This is a genomic window from Janthinobacterium sp. LS2A, from assembly GCF_036543145.1.
In the GTDB taxonomy this organism is placed as follows: Bacteria; Pseudomonadota; Gammaproteobacteria; order Burkholderiales; family Burkholderiaceae_D; genus Janthinobacterium; species Janthinobacterium aestuarii.
This window is the reverse complement of the sequence record NZ_JAZHPB010000006.1, coordinates 45052-63900: the sequence shown is the minus strand read 5'-3', so window position 1 is coordinate 63900 and position 18849 is coordinate 45052. Positions and strand designations below refer to the sequence as shown.

The 18849-nt window shown below is 64.7% G+C and carries 16 protein-coding genes; 4 read left to right on the top strand and 12 right to left on the bottom strand.

Features of this window, described 5'->3' with window-relative positions; all coding sequences use genetic code 11:
• Position 1: 1 nt before the first annotated feature.
• The 10 genes from ccoO to V3C40_RS17750 form a co-directional block, all read right to left on the bottom strand.
• Positions 2-616: a cytochrome-c oxidase, cbb3-type subunit II gene (ccoO, locus tag V3C40_RS17795; protein WP_034752513.1), complete on the bottom strand. Its 615-nt coding sequence runs from the start codon at positions 614-616 to the stop codon at positions 2-4.
• A gap of 15 nt (positions 617-631) precedes the next feature.
• Positions 632-2059 (bottom strand): cytochrome-c oxidase, cbb3-type subunit I, encoded by a 1428-nt coding sequence (ccoN, locus tag V3C40_RS17790; RefSeq protein WP_034752511.1) that lies wholly within the window; start codon positions 2057-2059, stop codon positions 632-634.
• Positions 2060-2279: 220 nt separating this feature from the next.
• Positions 2280-2456, bottom strand: a complete 177-nt coding sequence (ccoS, locus tag V3C40_RS17785; protein WP_034752510.1) for a cbb3-type cytochrome oxidase assembly protein CcoS — start codon at positions 2454-2456, stop codon at positions 2280-2282.
• Between the two features lie 2 nt (positions 2457-2458).
• Complete coding sequence (locus tag V3C40_RS17780; protein WP_331778143.1) at positions 2459-4897, bottom strand: heavy metal translocating P-type ATPase; 2439 nt, start codon at positions 4895-4897, stop codon at positions 2459-2461.
• Between the two features lie 22 nt (positions 4898-4919).
• Positions 4920-5687, bottom strand: coding sequence for a sulfite exporter TauE/SafE family protein (locus V3C40_RS17775; RefSeq protein ID WP_034752507.1), 768 nt, complete (start codon positions 5685-5687; stop codon positions 4920-4922).
• A gap of 9 nt (positions 5688-5696) precedes the next feature.
• Positions 5697-7145, bottom strand: a complete 1449-nt coding sequence (hemN, locus tag V3C40_RS17770; protein ID WP_058050068.1) for an oxygen-independent coproporphyrinogen III oxidase — start codon at positions 7143-7145, stop codon at positions 5697-5699.
• A gap of 24 nt (positions 7146-7169) precedes the next feature.
• Entirely contained in the window at positions 7170-8837 is a 1668-nt protein-coding gene (locus V3C40_RS17765; RefSeq protein WP_331778142.1) for a methyl-accepting chemotaxis protein, read from the bottom strand.
• 195 nt (positions 8838-9032) lie between these two features.
• Entirely contained in the window at positions 9033-11141 is a 2109-nt protein-coding gene (locus V3C40_RS17760) for an EAL domain-containing protein (protein WP_331778141.1), read from the bottom strand.
• A gap of 45 nt (positions 11142-11186) precedes the next feature.
• Entirely contained in the window at positions 11187-11618 is a 432-nt protein-coding gene (gene yiaA / locus V3C40_RS17755) for an inner membrane protein YiaA (RefSeq protein ID WP_331778140.1), read from the bottom strand.
• An 84-nt stretch (positions 11619-11702) separates the two neighbouring features.
• Positions 11703-12650, bottom strand: coding sequence for a DUF808 domain-containing protein (locus V3C40_RS17750; protein WP_331778139.1), 948 nt, complete (start codon positions 12648-12650; stop codon positions 11703-11705).
• 192 nt (positions 12651-12842) lie between these two features.
• Here V3C40_RS17750 and V3C40_RS17745 point away from each other — a divergent pair, with 192 nt between their 5' ends.
• The 3 genes from V3C40_RS17745 (at position 12843) to V3C40_RS17735 (ending at position 15952) form a co-directional block, all read left to right on the top strand.
• Positions 12843-13484 (top strand): LysE family transporter, encoded by a 642-nt coding sequence (locus V3C40_RS17745; RefSeq protein ID WP_331778138.1) that lies wholly within the window; start codon positions 12843-12845, stop codon positions 13482-13484.
• Positions 13485-13587: 103 nt separating this feature from the next.
• Positions 13588-15339 carry a DUF6600 domain-containing protein gene (locus V3C40_RS17740; RefSeq protein WP_331778137.1) on the top strand — a complete coding sequence of 584 codons (1752 nt, stop codon included), beginning with the start codon at positions 13588-13590 and terminating at the stop codon, positions 15337-15339.
• A gap of 316 nt (positions 15340-15655) precedes the next feature.
• A complete protein-coding gene (locus V3C40_RS17735; protein WP_034752493.1) occupies positions 15656-15952 on the top strand; it encodes a DUF493 family protein in 297 nt (98 codons plus the stop codon).
• Here the strand turns inward: V3C40_RS17735 and gcvA are convergent.
• Complete coding sequence (gene gcvA, locus V3C40_RS17730) at positions 15945-16850, bottom strand: transcriptional regulator GcvA (protein ID WP_331778136.1); 906 nt, start codon at positions 16848-16850, stop codon at positions 15945-15947. The genes V3C40_RS17735 and gcvA overlap by 8 nt on opposite strands.
• A gap of 110 nt (positions 16851-16960) precedes the next feature.
• Between gcvA and yfcF the strand changes: the two genes are divergently transcribed.
• Positions 16961-17599, top strand: coding sequence for a glutathione transferase (yfcF, locus tag V3C40_RS17725; protein WP_331778135.1), 639 nt, complete (start codon positions 16961-16963; stop codon positions 17597-17599).
• Here yfcF and V3C40_RS17720 read toward each other — a convergent pair.
• A complete protein-coding gene (locus V3C40_RS17720; protein WP_331778134.1) occupies positions 17550-18758 on the bottom strand; it encodes a multidrug effflux MFS transporter in 1209 nt (402 codons plus the stop codon). The two genes, yfcF and V3C40_RS17720, sit on opposite strands and share 50 nt — an antisense overlap.
• Positions 18759-18849 lie beyond the last annotated feature (91 nt).

Genomic DNA, 18849 nt, shown 5'->3' with positions numbered 1-18849 from the left:
GCTAATTCCTTGTTTTGATTAATGTACCGAGGCCTTGCAGATAGGCGACCAGGGCGTCTTCTTCCGTCTTGTCCTGCAGCTGCGCGGGGCCGGCGGCGATCTCTTCCTCGCTGTACGGCTGGCCCAGGCGTTTCAGGGCGCGCATCTTCGGCACGATCTCGTCAGGCACCAGCTTGGTCTTCGCCAGCCACGGGTAGGACGGCATGTTCGACTCGGGCACCACGTCGCGCGGGTTGTTCAAGTGCGTGCGGTGCCATTCATCGCTGTAGCGGGCGCCCACGCGGGCCAGGTCGGGCCCCGTGCGTTTGGAACCCCACTGGAACGGACGGTCATAGACGAACTCGCCGGCGACCGAATAGTGGCCATAGCGTTCCGTTTCCGCGCGCAGCGGACGCACCATCTGCGAGTGGCAGTTGTAGCAGCCTTCGCGCACGTAGATGTCGCGGCCCGCCAGGCGCAGCGGCGAATACGGCTTCAGGCCGGCGACCGGTTCCGTCGTGCTCTTCTGGAAGAACAGGGGGACGATCTCGACGGCGCCGCCGATGCTGATCACCACCGTGACCAGGGCGATCAGCAGCCAGGGGTTTTTCTCAATCCATGCATGTGAAAATTTCATTTGCTTTCGCTCCTATCAGGCGTGCGCCGCGTTCAGTTCCGGAATGCGGGCGACGGGGAGTTTGCTGCCGCGCAGGGTCATCCAGGTGTTGTAGCCCATGATGCACATACCCGACAGGTACAGCAGGCCACCGGCCACGCGCACCACGTAGTACGGATACGTCGCTTTCACGCTCTCGACAAAGGTGTAGGTCAGGGTGCCGTCCGGATTGACCGCGCGCCACATCAGGCCCTGCATCACGCCGGCGATCCACATGGCGGCGATGTACAGCACGATGCCGATGGTGGCCACCCAGAAGTGCACGTCGACCAGGCGCGTGCTGTGCATCTGCGTGCGGCCAGCCAGGCGCGGCAGCAGGTAGTAGATCGAACCCATGGTGATGAAGCCCACCCAGCCCAGAGCGCCCGCATGCACGTGGGCAACGGTCCAGTCGGTGTAGTGCGACAGCGAGTTGATGGTCTTGATCGACATCATCGGACCTTCGAAGGTGGCGATGCCGTAGAACGACAGCGAGACGATCATGAATTTCAGGATCGGGTCGGTGCGCAGCTTGTGCCAGGCGCCCGACAGGGTCATGATGCCGTTGATCATGCCGCCCCAGCTTGGCGCCAGCAGGACCAGCGAGAAGACCATGCCGATCGATTGCGTCCAGTCAGGCAATGCCGTGTAGTGCAGGTGATGCGGGCCCGCCCACATGTAGGTGAAGATCAGTGCCCAGAAGTGGACGATCGACAAACGGTACGAGTACACGGGGCGCTCGGCCTGCTTCGGGATGAAGTAGTAGACCATGCCCAGATAGCCGGCGGTCAGGATGAAACCCACCGCGTTATGGCCGTACCACCACTGGATCATGGCGTCCTGCACGCCCGCATAGGCGGAATACGACTTGGTGAACGAGGCTGGCATGACGGCGCCATTGACCACGTGCAAAATCGTCACGGCCAGGATGTAGGCGCCGAAGAACCAGTTGGCCACGTAGATGTGCTTGACCTTGCGCTTGATCAGCGTGCCGAAGAACACGATGGCGTAGGCGATCCAGACGACGGCGATGAGGATGGCGATAGGCCATTCCAGTTCCGCGTATTCCTTGCCGCGTGTCATGCCCATGGGCAGGGTAACGACGGCGCACAGGATCACGGCTTGCCAGCCCCAGAAGGTGAAGGCGGCCAGTTTGTCGGAAAACAGGCGCACCTGGCAGGTGCGCTGGACAACGTAGTACGAGGTAGCGAACAGGCCGCAGATGCCGAAGGCGAAAATCACCGCATTCGTGTGCAGCGGACGCAGGCGTCCGTATGTCAGCCATGGTATGTCGAGGTTCAGGGCAGGCCAGGCCAGCTGAGCGGCGATGATAACGCCAACCAGCATGCCGATGATGCCCCATACCACAGTAGCGACCGCGAATTGCTTCACGATCTTGTAGTTATAGTTCAGCGATTGATCCACAAAGACTCTCCCTGGAATTACTATTTATGATGGTGGCCAGAGAGTAAGTGTTTGACCGTGAAAAAACTTTGATGTGGATCAAAATTCCCCGGATGAAATAAGCGTAGCGAACTGGCATCGAAATAAAGCGGTATTTCGGTCAAATTCCGCTCAAAAAAGCCATACAAGATCCCTGCAATCCGGGCGGATTGGGGGCAGACGCGCCGGCCGGGCTGGGAGGTCAGGGATGCGGTTCGCCGGGCGCCGGCTGGGGCGGCGTGTCGTCGTCCTGCAGCACGCGCAGGCCCGGTCCGACGAGGTCGTCGAACTGGCCGCCGTCCGAGGCCGTGAAATACACCCACAGGGCGATGAAGACGACCACGACGCTCAAGGGGATGAGGAGATACAGTGCTTCCATGTTCAGGCTTTCCGCAGGCGCAGGGCGTTGGCGATGACGACGGCCGAGCTGGCAGCCATGCCGACGCCGGACAGCCAGGGGTTCAAGAAACCCAGCGCGGCGGCCGGGATGGCCGTCAGATTGTACAGGGTAGCCCAACCCAGGTTTTCGCGGATGATGCGCATGCTGCGCGCGGCCGTCTTCGCCGTGTCGAGCACGGACACCAGTTGGCTCGACAGCAGCACCGTGTCCGCATGCGCCTGCGCCAGCGCGGCGCCGGAACCCATGGCGAAGGACACGTCGGCGCCGCTCAGCACGGCCGCGTCGTTGATGCCATCGCCCACCATCGCCACGACGGCGCCCGTTGCCTGCAGTTGCTGCACGAAATCGAGCTTTTCATCGGGCAGGCATTCGCCGCATGCCGTGTTGATGCCCAGTTCCGTCGCTACGCTTTGCGTCAGCGCTTCCTGGTCGCCGCTGAGCAGCACGACCTGCTTGCCGTGCCGGTGGAAATACGCGACGACGTCGCGCGCTTCCGGGCGCAGCGCGTCGCTGAGCAGGAAACGCGTGAGCCAGCGGCCCTGGGTGCCCAGGTACAGCGGCGTCATGCCCTGCATGCCGACGGCCGTGTCGCCCAGCGGCGGCCCGGCGATGGCGGCGACAAAGGCCGCATTGCCCAGGCGGTAGCGCACGCCATCGACGATGCCTTCCAGGCCCTGGCCTTGCACTTCCTGCAACTGTTGCGCATGCATGCGAAGTTGCTGTCCTGGCAACTCATCCGCTGCCGCCAGGATCGCCTGCGCCAGCGGATGGGCGCTGCCCGCTTCCAGCGCGGCGGCCACCTGCAGGCATGCGTCTTCGCTCAGGCTGCCGAGCCCCTCGATTTGCCGCAGCACGGGCCGGCCCAGGGTCAAGGTGCCCGTCTTGTCGAAGACGATGTGGGTGGCGCGGTGCAGGGTTTCCAGGACGTGGGGCTGGACGATCAGCACGCCGCGCCGCAGCAGGCTGTCGGTGGCGGCCGCCAGCGCCGTCGGCGTGGCCAGCGACAGTGCGCACGGGCACGACACAACCAGCACGGCAATGGCCACGGGCCAGGCCTGTGTCGGGTCATGCCAGCTCCAGAAGGCGAACACGGCGACGGCGAACAGCAGCAGGCCCAGCACGAACCAGGCGGCGACCTTGTCGGCCCACTGCGCGATCTGCGGCTTGCCGCTGCCGGCCCGCTCGATCAGTTTCAATAAATCGGACAAGGTGCTTTCGCGCGCCGGTTTCAGCACGCGCAAGATGAGTGCTGCGCTGGCGTTGATGGCCCCGCCCGGCACCCGTTCTCCCGTTTTCCTGCGCTGCGCCGCGCTCTCGCCTGTCAGCAAGGACAAATCGAGCGCGCTCGTGCCCTCGACGATGACGCTGTCGGCGGCGATCGCTTCGCCCGGCTTGACCAGGATGATGTCGCCGACGGCCAGGCTGCCGGCCGGCACCAGGGTGGTGGCGCGGTTGTCGGGAAAGCCCGCCATCAGCGAAGCGGAGGCTGGCAAGGCGTGCTGCAGGCGCTCAAGCGCGGAAGCGGCCTTGCGGCGCGCCTGCAGCTCGAAATAGCGGCTGCACAGCAGCAGGAAGATGAACATCGTGGCCGAGTCGTAATACACCTCGCCGCGGCCCGTGAAGGTCGCCACCACGCTGCCGAAGAAGGCCGCCAGGATGCCCAGCGCGACGGGCACGTCCATGCCCAGGGTGCGCGCGCGCAGGCTGGCCCAGGCGCCCTGGAAGAACGGCATGGCGGAGTAACAGATGGCGGGCAGGGTCAGCAGCAAACTGGCCCAGCGCATCAGGCTGGCCATATTGTCGTCCAAGGTGCCATCCTCGGCCAGGTAGGCAGGCGCCACGTACATCATCACCTGCATCATCGACAGGCCGGCCACGAACAGCTGGCGGCCCAGGGTCTTGCTGGCTTTTTGCAGGCGTTCGCCATGGCGCACGGCGTCGTACGGATAGGCCGTGTAGCCGACTTGCCGCACGGCTTGCAGGATGTCGCCCGGCTCGCACTGGGCGCGGCTCCAGCGCACGTACAGGCGCTCCGTGGCAACGTTCAGGCTGGCCGCCTGCACGCCGGGCAGGCGCGTCAGTTGACGCTCGATCAGCCAGACGCAGGCGGCGCAGCGGATGCCTTCGACGGACAGGGTCGCTTCGCAGCTGCTGGCGTCGCGCGCGAATTGCGCGTCGTCATTGCTGTACAGGCGCAGTTCGGGCGGTACCATGGTCGCATCGGCCGCATTGACGGCATATTCGTCGCGGTCGCGGTAGTAGGCGCTCTGGCCGATGTCGACGATGGTTTGCGCCACGGCTTCGCAGCCGGGGCAGCACATGGCGCGCGGCACGTCGTCGATGGTGACGTTCCAGCTGGAGCCTGCGGGCACGGGCAAGCCGCAATGGAAGCAGGCGGAGGGTTGTAAAACAGCATTCATAGGTTTGTTTTCAAGCGTCTTTTCATGGATGGCCCGTGACGCACAGGGCGTCGAGCCAGCCCAGCGAGACGCCATTCGCGGCGCGCAGCAGGCCCAGCAAGCCAAAGCCCAGCACCAGCAAGCCGCTGGCGATGCGCACGGGACGGCGCTGCATCTGCGTGCGCAAGCGCGTGCCCAGCAAACCCATGCCCAGCAAAGTGGGCAGGGTACCCAGGCCGAAGGCGGCCATCGTGGCCGCGCCGTTCAGGGCAGAACCCTGCATCATGGCCGTCAGCAGCGCGCTGTAGACCATGCCGCACGGCACCCAGCCCCACAGCCCGCCCACTGCCAGCGCCTTGAACGGCGTATCCATCGGCATCAACGGTTTCAGCAGGGGGCGCACGCGGCGCCAGACGACGTTGCCGGCCGCTTCCAGATGGGCCAGGCCACGCCAGGCGTCCATCAGGTACAGGCCCAAAGCAACGAGCATCAGGTTGGCCAGCCAGTAGCCGGCCACTTGTAGTGACGCCAGGTGCAGCATGCCCGCGCCCGCCAGGCTGCCGGCCAGGGCGCCGGCCAGCATGTAGCTGACTATGCGCCCGCCGTTGTAGGCCAGCACGCGCAGCACGTTCGATTGCAAGGTTGTCTGCAATGCCGGCCGTGCCACGGCGATGGCGATCACGGGACGTGTTGGGGCCGGTGCGCCGCCGCCCAGCGACAGGGCGCCCACGATGCCGCCGCACATGCCGATGCAGTGCACGCTGCCGGCCAGGCCGACGAGGAACATGGGCACGAGGCTGAGGGCGTTCATCGCGTGGCGCTACACCGTTTTCGAGTAACGCAGCGGCTGCACCGCGTCCGGTGCCGTATTGGCGCGCGCCATGGTCAGGTAGCGGTCGAAGACCATGCAGATATTGCGGATCAACAAGCGCCCTTTCGGCGTCACCGTCAGCCAGTCTTCCTCGATGACGAGCAAGCCGTCGCGCGCCAGTTCGCGCAGCTTGTCCAGCTCGCTGGCAAAGTAGCTGCGAAATTGCACGGGGTGTGCCTGCTCGATGCTGGCGATCGACAATTCGAAATTGCACATCAGCATCTGGATGATGATACGGCGCAACAAATCATCGGTGTCGAGCTTGATGCCGCGCGCGATCGGCAGTACGCCTTCGTCGAGCTTTTCATAGTACGCGTCGAGCGTCTTTTCATTCTGGCTGTAGACTGCGCCGACGGAACTGATGGCCGACACGCCGCAGGCGATCAGGTCCGCTTCCGCGCGCGTCGAGTATCCCTGGAAGTTGCGGTGCAAACGGCCCTGGCGTTGCGCCACGGCCAGGTCGTCCGTCGGCTTGGCGAAATGGTCCATGCCGATGTAGACATAGCCGGCGGCCGTCAGGCGCGCGATGCACAGGCCCAGCATGGCCAGCTTGGTGGCGCTGTCGGGCATGTCGGCGTCGAGGATGCGGCGCTGCGGCTTGAACAGATGCGGCATGTGCGCGTAGTGGTACAGGGCGATGCGGTCGGGACTGGCGTTGATCACCTTGCGCAGCGTTTCCGTCATCGTTTCCAGGTTTTGCTTCGGCAAGCCATAGATCAGGTCGATGCTGATCGAGCGGAAACCGGCGTCGCGCGCCGCCTGCATGATGGCTACCGTTTCCGCTTCCGGCTGGATGCGGTTGACGGCCTTCTGTACGTCGGCGTCGAAATCCTGCACGCCCAGGCTGATGCGGTTGAAACCTTGTGCGCGCAGCGAAAACACGCGCTCGCGCGACACGGTGCGCGGGTCGATCTCGATCGAATACTCGCCGTCTTCATCGGAAGCGAATTCGAAATGCTGGCGCAAATGCGCCATCAGTTCGTCCATCTGCTTTTCGCTCAGGTAGGTGGGCGTGCCGCCGCCGAAGTGCAATTGCTCGATCTGGTTCATGCCGGCAAACAGCTTGCCCTGCATGGCGATTTCCTGCTTTAAATAGCTGAGATAGGTGGCGGCCTTGCTGCGGTCTTTCGTGATGATCTTGTTGCAGGCGCAGTAGTAGCACAGGGTGTCGCAGAACGGCACGTGCACGTACAGCGACAGCGGACGGCGGCCGCCGCGCATGCGCAGGGCGGCCAGCGCTTCGAGGAAGTTGCCATAGCCAAAGTCGGCATGGAAACGGTCGGCGGTCGGGTAGGACGTGTAGCGGGGGCCGGACTGGCTCATCTTGCCGATGATGACCGGGTCGAATTCGACGACGGCGTCCAGGTCGGCGGAAGCACTGCTGAGTAGTGTAGGCATGATGTGTATGAAGTCTTGAAAGGTTTAGGCGGCCAGGCGTTTCATGGCGGGTTTGCCGGCATTCGCGGCACCCGCAGCACCCGACTTGCCGCCGGGCGTGGCGACGCGGCGCGGTGGCGGCATCTTGCCGAAATTGAACAGGCTCACGGCTTGCGACAGGCTGGCCGCTTCTTCCGCCAGGCGCGTGGCGGCCGCGGCGGCTTCTTCCACGAGGGCCGCGTTCTGCTGCGTCACCTGGTCCATATGGGCGATGGCCTGGTTGACCTGGTCGACGCCGATGCTCTGTTCGCGCGAAGCAATGGAAATTTCCTGCATGATGGCCGTCACCTGCTTGACGGAGCTGACCACCTGTTCCATGGTGGCGCCGGCGCGGTTCACCTGCAGCATGCCGGCACCCACCTTGCCGACGGAAATTTCAATCAGTTGCTTGATGTCCTTGGCCGCCACGGACGAGCGCTGCGCCAGGTTGCGCACTTCGCCCGCCACGACGGCAAAGCCCCTGCCCTGCTCGCCGGCACGCGCCGCTTCCACGGCCGCGTTCAGGGCCAGGATGTTGGTCTGGAAGGCGATGCCTTCGATCAAGCCAATGATGTCGACGATTTTCTTCGACGAGGTGTTGATGTCGTCCATGGTGGTGATCACTTCGGAGACGATCTCGCCGCCCTGCACGGCCACTTTCGAGGCAGCCACGGCCAGTTCATTTGCCTGTACCGAATTGTCCGCGTTCTGTTTCACGGTCGACGAGAATTCCTCGATGCTCGAAGCCGTCTCTTCCAGGCTGGCCGCCTGCGATTCCGTGCGGCCCGAGAGGTCCATATTGCCGACGGCAATTTGCCTGGTGGCCACGGCCATGGTTTCCACGTTGATGCGCACGTCGCGGATGGTGGCGATCAGGTTGCTGTTCATCTGTTGCAGCGCGCGCAGCAATTGCCCCATTTCATCCGTGCTGTCCGTCTCGAAACTGCCCGACAGGTCGCCGGCGGCAATCGCCCGCGCGCCGTTCAGGGCCTTGCCCAGCGGCTTGAGCACGGACATGCGCAAGGTGTACCAGAGGAAGACGTTGATCAGGAAGCCGAACAGGGTGGCGCCGAAGATGGCGTAATTGGTGATCTTGCCGCCGCTGGCGAACAGGCTGATGACGCACACCAGCAGTTGCAGACAGTTGACGATGGAGGTGGCGGCCCAGATGCGCAGGTTGAGCGACATGTGCGTCAGGTTGTGCAGCAGGTGCGCCAAGCCCGGGCGCACGATCTGGCCGTGCTTGATGATGATGTTGCCGCCTTCCTTGTTGCGGATGGCCGCGTAGGCTTCCTCGGCCGCTTTCACCTGATCTTTGTCCGCTTTCACGCGCACGGACATGTAGCCGATGGTCTTGCCCGCTTCGCGGATGGGCGTGACGTTGGCGCGCACCCAGTAAAAATCGCCGTTCTTGCAGCGGTTCTTGACCAGGCCCGTCCACGGCGTGCCGGCCTGGACCGAGGCCCACAGGTCGGCAAACGCTTCGGCCGGCATGTCCGGGTGGCGCACGATGTTCTGAGGCGAACCGAGCAGCTCGGCCTCGCTGAAGCCGCTGACCTGGCTGAAGTACGGATTCACATACACGATATTGCCGTTCATATCCGTTTTCGACACGATGGCCTGATCGTCCAGGACGAGGACTTCACGGTTAGTCACTGGCAAATTTTGTCGCATGGTCGCGGCTTCCTGATCAGTTGAATAGCTAATTGGTGAGTAAGACTTGCACGATTGCAAGAATGGAGATCAGTGTAAGGAGTCGCCTGCGCAAATTTATTGATGTAGATCAAAATCCTCCAGATTGGTCGTGCTTGCACGCATTTAGCGATAGCAATGCGGCATTGTTTTAAAGCTACTGGTTGCCGTTGGTGGCTAATCCACGCCCGCCGTCAGCGGGCGCAGGCTGCCCACGGCGTAGCCTTGCGCGTAGTCGATGCCCAGCTCGCGGATGACGGCCAGGGTGGCTTCGTCTTCCACGTATTCGGCCACCGTTTTCAAGCCCATCACGTGGCCCACTTCATTGATGGCCTTGACCATGGCGCGGTTGATGGCGTTGCTGGCGATGTCGCGCACGAAGACGCCGTCGATCTTCAGATAGTCGACGGGCAGGGCCTTCAGGTAGCCGAACGAGGAAAAGCCGCTGCCGAAGTCGTCGAGCGAGAAGCGGCAGCCCATGGCCTTGAGCTGGCGCATGAACACTTGTGCCTTGGGCAGGTTGGCGATAACGGCCGTTTCCGTGATTTCAAAGCAGAGCTGCTCGGGCGCGATGGCGAATTGCACGAACTGCTCGGTGATGTAGTCGTGCAAGCCGGCATCGGCCAGCGACATGCCCGACAGGTTGACGGAATACAGGGCCGGTGCGCGGCGCCGGCTTTCCGCCATCGCTTCGATCGGCGGCAGGCTGTCGCGCACGCTCTCGATATGCGCGCAGACGGCACGGATGACCCAGCGGTCGATGGACAGCATCATGTCGTAGCGCTCGGCGGCGGGGATGAAGGCGCCCGGCAAGATCAGGTCGCCCTGGCTGTTGCGGATGCGGATCAGCACTTCGTCGTGGTGTTCCTGGCTGTCGTTCAGGTGCACGATGGGCATGGCGTACAGGCGGAAGTAATCGTGGGCGAACGCTTCGTTCAGGCGCGAAATCCACAGCATTTCGCCGTGCCGCTGGGCCAGCATGACGTCGGACTCCTGGTAGACATGGATGCGGTTGCGGCCCTGCTCCTTGGCCAGGTAGCAGGCCTGGTCGGCGGCGCTCAGCAGCTCGCTCATGGACTTGCTGTCCTGGCTGATTTCGACCATGCCGATGCTCACGCCCAGCTCAAAACTGCGGCTATCCCAGGCGAAACGGAAATCGCGGATGGACTGGCGCAGCTGTTCGCCGATCTGGCGTGCATGGTCGAGCGGACAGTGCGGCAACAGCACGCCCAGTTCGTCGCCGCCCAGGCGCGCGAGGATGTCGCTGTCGCGCATTTGTGCCTGCAGCATTTTCGCCAGCAGCTGCAGCAGCACGTCGCCGGCGCCATGGCCGCAGGTATCGTTGATGACCTTGAACTGGTCCAGGTCCAGGTACAGCAGCGCATGCACGTGGCCATCCTGCTTGGCCGTGTGCAGGGCGCCGGCAACCAGGTGTTCGAATTCGCGCCGGTTGATCAGGCCCGTCAGGGTATCGTGCGTGGCGTGCCACGACAGTTGCTGGCTCAGCTTGCGCTCATGGCTGACGTCGCGGAACACGACGACGGCGCCGAGGATGTCGCCGTCGCGCGACCAGATCGGCGCGGCCGAGTCTTCCACGGCGATGTGCCGTCCATCGCGCGTGACCAGCTGCGAATGCGCTGAAATGCCGATGGCCTGGCGCTGCTGCAGGCATTTGTATGCCACGTGTTCGAGCGCTTCGCCCGTGCGTTCGTCGACCAGCGGCAAGGTCTGGCTGATATCCATGCCGCGTGCCAGTTCGTTGCTCCAGCCCGTCAATTGCTCGGCCACCCGGTTCAGGTAGCGTGTCTTGCCGTACGGATCGGTGGTGATGACGCCGTCGCCGATGGAGCTGAGTGTCACTTCGGCCAGTTCCTTGCGCTCGGCGATCAGCAGTTCGCGCAGCATGTGCTCGGTGATATCCCAGATGATGCCCAGGGTGCGGTCGGGCTGGCCATCCGCATCCGTGAACACTTGCGCCTTGGCCGCCAGCCAGCGTTCGCTGCCATCGGGCCAGACGACGCGGTATTGCAGGGCGTAGCCGTCGCGCTGGCGCACGGCTTCCTGCAGCACGCCGAGCACCTTGCCTCGGTCGTCGGCGTGCACGCAGTCGAGAAAGCTGCGGAACGGTTGCGTCAGCGGGCGCTCTTCCAGGCCCAGCAAGGTGGCGCCCCTGGCCGACCAGCTGACCGTGCCGTCGATCACCTGGCCATCGACGATGCGCGAATCCCAGATCGCCATGTGTGCCGCGTCCAGTGCCATCTGCAAACGTTTTTGCTGGTCGCTCATCGCCGCCTCCTTACGTGGATACACAGGTAGACGCGCCGGCGCGATTTAGGTTCCCGGCACTTCGGCAGGCGTCGCGCCCGAGGCGCGCGCCACGTCGCGCACATTCTTTTGCACGGCCACGGCGGCAAACAGGCTGAGCAGGAATGCCATCGCGTAGAAACCCTTCTCGCTGTTTTGCAGGGTGGCATTCCACAGGCCGACCGTCAGCAGCAGCAAGGCCAGCAGCACGGAAATCCAGCACAGGCCGAAATAGATGCCCGTCACGGCGATGCCTTCGGCGCGGTCGCGCACGGATTTTTGCAGCGAGATGGCGGCGAACAGGCCGTACATGAGGATCGTGAAGTAATAGCCCTTCTCGTTGAGCGCCATGCTGGCGTTCCACAGGCCGGACAGATAGGTGATGACGCCGATCAGCAATGCCGCCCAGGAGGCGCCGATAAAGGCGCTGCTGGGACGTTGGATGGGGGAAGTCTGCATAGGGTCTCCATGGACGGACGGCGCCGCCGGCATGGCCGGGGCGGCAGGCACGGATGCGCCTGCCGCCCCATCAGACCAGAAAGTTTATTTGCTTGACTTGACCATGCGCAACAAAGCCGACACGGCCGTGACGCCGGCCAGCACCAGGCCACCAGCGATGAGGCCGGCTACCGCGTTGATCAGGCTGGGCGTGACGGCTGCCAGCACGGGGCCGATGCCGGCCACGCCGCCGACGGCTGCTTCCGCGTGGTGCAGCATGCCGCTGGCCCACGGCCAGCCGTGCGTCAGAATGCCGCCGCCGACCATGAACATGGCCAGGGTGCCCACGACGGAGAGAAATTTCATCAGTTTCGGCGCCGCCGACACGAGCATGCGGCCAAAGCCGCGCACGCCATCCATCAGCGCGCCCGCGCCCTTGCGCGCCGCCAGGTAAAAGCCCGCGTCGTCGAGCTTGACGATACCGGCCACCAGGCCGTACACGCCGACCGTCATGATGAGGGCGATGCCGACGACGACAGCCACCTGCTCGGCGAAGGTGGCCGCGGCCACCGTGCCCAGCGCGATGACGATGATTTCCGCCGATAAGATGAAATCGGTGCGGATGGCGCCCTTGATCTTGTCTTTTTCCAGCGCGACGAGGTCGACCTGCGGGTCGCGCAGCGCCTGGGCAAGCTCGGCCTTGTGGCTGTCGTCCGGGTGCAGGTATTTATGCGCGATCTTCTCAAAACCCTCGAAGCACAGGTAGGCGCCGCCCACCATCAAGAGCGGCGTGATGGCCCACGGCGCAAACGCGCTGATGGCCAGCGCGGCGGGCACGAGGATGGCCTTGTTCTTCAGCGAACCGACGGCGACGGCCCAGACGACGGGCAATTCGCGTTCGGCGCGCACGCCGGCCACTTGCTGTGCGTTCAGGGCCAGGTCGTCACCGAGCACGCCGGCCGTCTTCTTGGCGGCCACTTTGGTCATCAGGGAAACGTCATCGAGGATGCTGGCGATGTCGTCGAGCAGGGCCAACAGGCTGGAGCCGGCCATCTCAGCGCGCTCCCGCTTTGGTGGCAGGGAATCGTGGAGCGAGGAAAGTGTTGTTTTTCATGATGTTATTCTTGGTTGTACGGCAAGGGATGGCCCAGGTAAGGCATGACTGCGATCTTACCTCAGGGCGGGCCGGCAAGGCCGCACTGAGCGGGTTAAAATTGTTGATCTCCACCATTTTTTGGAAACCGCATGCCATTTGCTACCTGGATCACCTTTGTCATCGCCGCCTCCATCATCGCCGTCTCACCCGGCTCGGGCGCCGTGCTGTCGATGTCGCACGGCCTGTCGTACGGGGTGAAAAAGGCCAGCGCGACGATTCTCGGCCTGCAGCTGGGGCTGCTGGTGGTGCTCGGTATCGCCGGCGCCGGCGTGGGCTCCCTGCTGCTGGCCTCCGAAGTGGCGTTCAATATCGTCAAGACGGTGGGCGCCCTGTACCTGATCTACCTGGGCCTGTCGCAGTGGCGCGCCAAGGTGGCGGTGGCCGGCGACCTGCATGCCGACGCCGTGGTGCCGTCCTGGCGCCGGCGCGTGCTGACGGGTTTTTTGACGAACGTGACGAATCCGAAGGGCATCATCTTCATGGTGGCGGTGTTGCCGCAATTCATCAGCCCTACCGCGCCCTTGCTGCCGCAACTGCTGATCCTGGCCGTCACCATGTGCACGATCGATCAGATCGTCATGCACAGCTATGCCTTCCTCGCCTCGTCAATGCAGCGTTTTTTCCGCGATGCCAAGGCCGTGAAAAAGCAGAACCGCTTCTTTGGCGGCTTGCTGATGGCTGTCGGCGCGGCCCTGTTCTTCGTCAAGCGCGGTGGCCAGACGGCATCCTGAACGAAGTCAATATGCAAACATTTGTAAGCCCGCTTGCGATGTCCGCCTGATGCGGATGTAATCGGAGCATGTTGTCCTTGTAAGTCCTGCCTGGAGCGCTGCCATGCGTCCTATCCTGTCTTTCCCTCTGCTCAACACCGTGTGCGCCGTGCTGCTGTCGTCGGCATGCTCCCTGGCCTTGGCCGAGGATCCGCCCGCCCGCGTGGGGCGTATTTCCACCGTCGAAGGGCAGGTGCTGGTGCGCGCCGGCGATGGCGATGCGCAAAACGCCCTGCTGAACTGGCCCGTCACGACGGATAACCGTTTGAGCACCATGCGCGGCGCGCTGGCCGAGTTTCGCGTGGGCGCGGCCGCCGTGCGCCTCGATGGCGATTCCGAACTGGAAGTGAGCGAGCTCGATGACGACAGTTTCAAATTGCACCTCAGCTATGGCACGGTCAGCGTGCGCGTGCGCAATCCCGACGCGCTGCGCGGCTTCGAGCTGACCACAGCCCAGGCCCGCGTGATCCTGACCCAGCCGGGCTGGGTGCGCATCGAGGCGGGGCGCCAGCCCGGCGCCAGCGTTGTCAGCGTGCTCGACGGTGCGGCCGACGTGGATGGCGCGACGGGCAGCGTGACCTTGCGTGCCGGCAAGCGCGCCGAGCTGACGGACGAGGAGCTGCGCACGGGTGCCTTGCAGCGGATCGCCTTCGACAACTGGCCCGAAGCCTTGCCTGCCGCCGCGCCGGCCTTGCGCTATGTCACGGACGATACGACCGGCTATGAAGAGCTGGACCGCTACGGCGCCTGGCAGGAAGATGCGGAATACGGCCCCTTGTGGCTGCCCAGCGCGGTGCCGGCCGGCTGGGCGCCGTACAGCGACGGGCGCTGGACGTGGATCGCGCCGTGGGGCTGGACCTGGGTCGACAATGCGCCGTGGGGCTATGCGCCCTCGCACTACGGCCGCTGGGTGCTGCTGGGCCACCGCTGGGGCTGGGCGCCGGGACGTGAGCGCGGCCGCGTGCCCTGGGCGCCGGCCCTGGTGGGCTGGGTCGGCGGTAATCATGGACCACATAACGGACCACATCATGGCCAGCGCCCCGGCGTCGGCTGGTTTCCTTTGTCGCCGCATGAGCGCTACGTGCCCGGCTACCGCGCCAGCGCCGAGTATGAGCGCCGCATCAACCGGATGGCCGAGGGGCGCCGCCCCGTGGCGGGTGAGCGCGAACGGCGCGAAGGCATGACGATGCTGCCCGGCGAGCGTTTTGGCGGCTCGCGGACGGTCGACGTGCCGCGCCGCAACCGCACCACCATGCCGCCGCCCGTCATGCAAAGCTTGCCGTTGAGCACGGCGCCTGCGCCGGCTGGCAACTGGCAGCGTCCCGTTGATGCGCCGCGCGGCGACAGGGAGCCCCGGCGCGACTGGGTGAACCGTCCCGGCCGCTTGCAGACGGACGATGGCCTGACGCACATGGCGCCGCGTCCCCTGCAGCCGAACCGGCCGCCCGTGCCGGCCCAGCCACCGGTGCCGCAACAGCCCCTGATGCCGGCCATGCCGGCTTTGCCGCCCGTGCAAGATCATGTGGCCCGCCCTGAGTGGCGTGGCGGGGAGCGGCCCCGCGCCGATTGGCACCGCGCCGAGCGTGGCTCCCGCCGCGAAGCGTTGCAGACGGCGCCGCCGCCGTCCTTGCCTGCCCCGCCGCCCGTGGCCCAGCCGCGCCCCGCGCCGCCGCCGATGCCGGCCCCAGCCGCCCGTCCGCCCCAGGAAGCGCGCGGTGCCGAGCGCGCCAATCCGCCGCGTGAGCGCAACCATGAGCGTAACAACGAGCGCGGCGGTCCCGGCCGCAATGGCCGGATGCAGGAGGTGGAGCGCTGACGGCCGCGCCGTCTGTCGCCCCGTATCGACATTCACACCGTGAAATGCGCAGTTCGTCACATACCGGAGGTAAAGCCGCCGTGGTTTGTCTACAGTACGACCACTGCTTATCCTCCAAGTGACAGCATCGCTTTTCCGGCTATTTTGTCCAAACGAAATAGTTTTCCGCCAGCTTACCCAGCTGGCTTTTTTTTTGCCTTGCCGTCTGCGCCATGGCGGCTGGCGCAGCCGCCCTCAAAGTTGGCTACAATACGCTTTTATGCAGCCGCCGCGCGATAAGCGCTGCCTGTTCTGACCGGCACTGATTGGATTTCCCATGCAAACGACCCCACCGACCGAAGTGACGATTCCCCCTAGCGAATCGCTGATCGAATACCCGAGCGATTTTCCCATCAAGATCATGGGCCCGACGCATGTCGATTTCGCACCGACCATGCTCGAGCTGGTCATCAGCCACGACCCGACCTTCCACGCGGGCCGCATGGAAGAGCGCCCATCGGGCAAGGGCAATTACACGGGCCTGACCGTCACCGTGCGCGCCATCAGCCGCGAGCAGCTCGACGCCCTGTACACGGCGCTGTCGGGCCACCCGATGGTCAAGATCGTCATGTAAGCAAGGTGGGCGCTTCGCGTGCCTGGAAGGCGGCGATTTCTTCGCCCAGCCAGGCACGGAAGGCGCGCACCGGCTCGCGCTGCGCCGCAGCGGGCGGGCTGACCAGGTAATACGCGTCGGCGCAGGGCACGGCCATATCGAACAGGCGCACCAGCCGACCCGCCGCCACCTCCTGCAGCGCCACCACATGGCGCACCAGCGCCACGCCGTCGCCATCGATGGCCGAGCGTATCAGCATCGACAAATCCTCGTACAGTACGCCGCCCACGGGTTCGGCCAATGGCAAGCCGGCCGCCGCCAGCCATGGCCGCCACGGTTCGAGCGAGCGCAGCAAGGTCGCCTGCGCCAGTTCGGCCGGCGTGGCCGGCAAGTTGCCGCCCCGGTAATGGGGACTGCAGACGGGGTAATACACGTCGCCCATCAGTGGCTGCACCAGCAGGCCCGGATAATGGCCGCGGCCGAAGCGGATCCCCACGTCGATGCCCTCGCCTTCCAGGTCCTGCAAGGCGCCGCTCGTTTGCAGCAGCACTTCGATGCCGGGATGACGTTCGATGAAATGCCCGAGGCGCGGCGCCAGCCAGCGCGCCGCAAACGAGGGAATCGCCGTGATCGTCAGCCGCGTATTGGCGGGCGCGGGCCGCAGCGCTTGCGCCGCCGTGGCGATCTCCGTAAAAGCCTTGCCCAGCACCAGCGCAAATTGCCGCCCCTGCGGCGTGACCGTCACGTGGCGGCCGTTGCGCAGGAACAGCGGCAAGCCCAGCTCTTCTTCCAGCTTGCGCACTTGGTGGCTGATGGCGCCATGCGTCAGGTGCAGCTCCTCGGCCGCGCGCGAAAAATTACCGTGGCGGGCGGCCGCCTCGAAGGCGCGTAATGCTGAAAAATTAGGCAGTCTGGACATGGCGTTTGATGTGAATAAAAGTAACAACAACAACGAATATAACTCGTTTTGTTAGCTTCACACGGCGCTTTATGATGAATCCTGTTCACTTATCCAAAGGAAGGCCCGCCATGTCTCTCATTTTGTATGTCGACCGCAACCGCATCAGCCCGTACTCCCTGTCCGCCTTTGTCGCCCTGAGCGAAAAGCGGGTTTCCTTCACAGTGCAGGACGTCGACCTGGACGCGGGCGCGGCGCGCCAGCCGCCGTTCAGCACCCTGAGCCTGACGCAGCGCGTGCCCGCCATCGACCATGATGGCTTTATTCTGACGGAATCGAACGCCATTGCCGACTACCTCGACGACGTCTTTGCCGCGCCCGACTATCCATCGGTGCTGCCGCGCGACGTACGCCAGCGGGCGCGGGCGCGGCAAGTGCAGGCATGGCTGCGCAGCGATCTGCTGGCGCTGCGCAACGAGCGCGATTCCACCGTCGTGTTCCACCCGCCCCGCGCGGACCATGCGCCGCTGTCGCCGGCGGCGCAGGCCGCGGCCGCCAAGCTGCTGCAGATCGCGGGCGAACTTGTGCACGGTGACTACCTGGCTGGCGCCTGGAGCATCGCCGACACGGACCTGGCCCTGATGCTGTTGCGTTTGATCAAGAGCGGCGAGCCGGTGCCGCCTGCCCTGCGCGACTATGCGCTGGCCCAGTGGCAGCGGGCTAGCGTGCAGCAGTGGCTGGCGCAGGTGCCGTTGCCGCAACTGGCTTAGTCAGCCGCCACACGAGGGCAAAGGCCGCGCTGGCCGCCGCCGTTACCCACAGCAGCGGTTTTTCGCTGCCGTCCGTGATGGCGGCGATGACGGCGCCGCAAACGGCCGTGATGAGCATCTGCACGAAGAAGAACAGGCCCGAGGCGCTGCCCGCCTGGTCGCCATACGGCTGCAGCACGGCCAGCTGGCAGGCGGGAATCGCCATGCCCACCGACACCATCACCAGCAGCATGGGCGCCACGAGCGAGGCCACGTGCTGTGGCGCCAACGTACCCGCCAGCAACAGGCTGGCCGCGCCCGCTACATTGATCATCACCGCCACGCCCAGCATGTAATCGGCGCCCAGGCGCGGTCCCAGCGCGCGAAACAGGCTCGATCCGGCGATATAGCCGCTGACCGTCAGCGCGAACACCAGCGCATACGCATGCGGCGACAGATGCATACCCCTTTGCAACAGCACGGACGATTCCGCGATGAACGGGAAATACGTGCAATACACGCAGCCGATGGCCAGCGCATAGCGCAGGAAATACGCATCGCCCAGCAGGCGGCGGTACAGGGCCAGGGTATGTCCTTGTGGTACGACGCTGGCCGGCCTGGTTTCCGGCACATACGCGGCGATCAGCCCCAGCGACAGCGCCCCCAGCAGGCACAACACGCCAAACACGGCGCGCCAGCCGAATGCCGCGTCGAGCACGCTGCCGGCCAGCGGCGCTAGGATAGGTGACAAGCCCATCACCATCGAAATTTTCCCCAGCATGCGCGCCTGCGTGGCGGGATCGAAGCGGTCGCGCACCATGACCCGGCCGATGATGGTGCCGCTGCAGCCGCCGAACGCTTGCAGCACGCGCGCGGCGATCAGCACGTGCACGTCGCTGGTCACGGTGCAGACGATGCTGGCGAGCACAAAAATGCCAGTGCCGGCCAGCAGCACGGGACGGCGTCCGTAGCGGTCGGCCAACGGCCCGCAAGCGAGCATCGAGGCGGCCGAACCGGCCATGAACAGGCTCAAGGTCAATTGCAACTGGGCATCGCTGGCATGCAGGGCATCGGCCATGGCCGGCAGCGAAGGTAAATAGATGTCGATGCTGATGCGCGACAGGCAGACCAGCAGCAGCACGATGCCGCCCCAGGCCCATACAGCGATTTGTTTCTGCATTGTTTATACGATCCATACAAGCGTGCGCCCCGCTGGCGCACCGGAACGGTGAGAGTAGGATGGTTGTGGTGTAATGCGAAGTGCCACTCAT

Bases quoted from the DNA above. Each gene is read 5' to 3' on its own strand.
- V3C40_RS17775 (WP_034752507.1), bottom strand. From the start codon at position 5,687: ATGAACGCCCTCAGCCTCGTGCCCATGTTCCTCGTCGGCCTGGCCGGC.
- V3C40_RS17760 (WP_331778141.1), bottom strand. From the start codon at position 11,141: ATGAGCGACCAGCAAAAACGTTTGCAGATGGCACTGGACGCGGCACAC.
- ccoS (WP_034752510.1), bottom strand. From the start codon at position 2,456: ATGGAAGCACTGTATCTCCTCATCCCCTTGAGCGTCGTGGTCGTCTTC.
- hemN (WP_058050068.1), bottom strand. From the start codon at position 7,145: ATGCCTACACTACTCAGCAGTGCTTCCGCCGACCTGGACGCCGTCGTC.
- gcvA (WP_331778136.1), bottom strand. From the start codon at position 16,850: ATGTCCAGACTGCCTAATTTTTCAGCATTACGCGCCTTCGAGGCGGCC.
- V3C40_RS17780 (WP_331778143.1), bottom strand. From the start codon at position 4,897: ATGAATGCTGTTTTACAACCCTCCGCCTGCTTCCATTGCGGCTTGCCC.
- ccoO (WP_034752513.1), bottom strand. From the start codon at position 616: ATGAAATTTTCACATGCATGGATTGAGAAAAACCCCTGGCTGCTGATC.
- yfcF (WP_331778135.1), top strand. From the start codon at position 16,961: ATGTCTCTCATTTTGTATGTCGACCGCAACCGCATCAGCCCGTACTCC.
- V3C40_RS17720 (WP_331778134.1), bottom strand. From the start codon at position 18,758: ATGCAGAAACAAATCGCTGTATGGGCCTGGGGCGGCATCGTGCTGCTG.
- V3C40_RS17750 (WP_331778139.1), bottom strand. From the start codon at position 12,650: ATGGCCGGCTCCAGCCTGTTGGCCCTGCTCGACGACATCGCCAGCATC.
- yiaA (WP_331778140.1), bottom strand. From the start codon at position 11,618: ATGCAGACTTCCCCCATCCAACGTCCCAGCAGCGCCTTTATCGGCGCC.
- V3C40_RS17745 (WP_331778138.1), top strand. From the start codon at position 12,843: ATGCCATTTGCTACCTGGATCACCTTTGTCATCGCCGCCTCCATCATC.
- V3C40_RS17740 (WP_331778137.1), top strand. From the start codon at position 13,588: ATGCGTCCTATCCTGTCTTTCCCTCTGCTCAACACCGTGTGCGCCGTG.
- V3C40_RS17765 (WP_331778142.1), bottom strand. From the start codon at position 8,837: ATGCGACAAAATTTGCCAGTGACTAACCGTGAAGTCCTCGTCCTGGAC.
- V3C40_RS17735 (WP_034752493.1), top strand. From the start codon at position 15,656: ATGCAAACGACCCCACCGACCGAAGTGACGATTCCCCCTAGCGAATCG.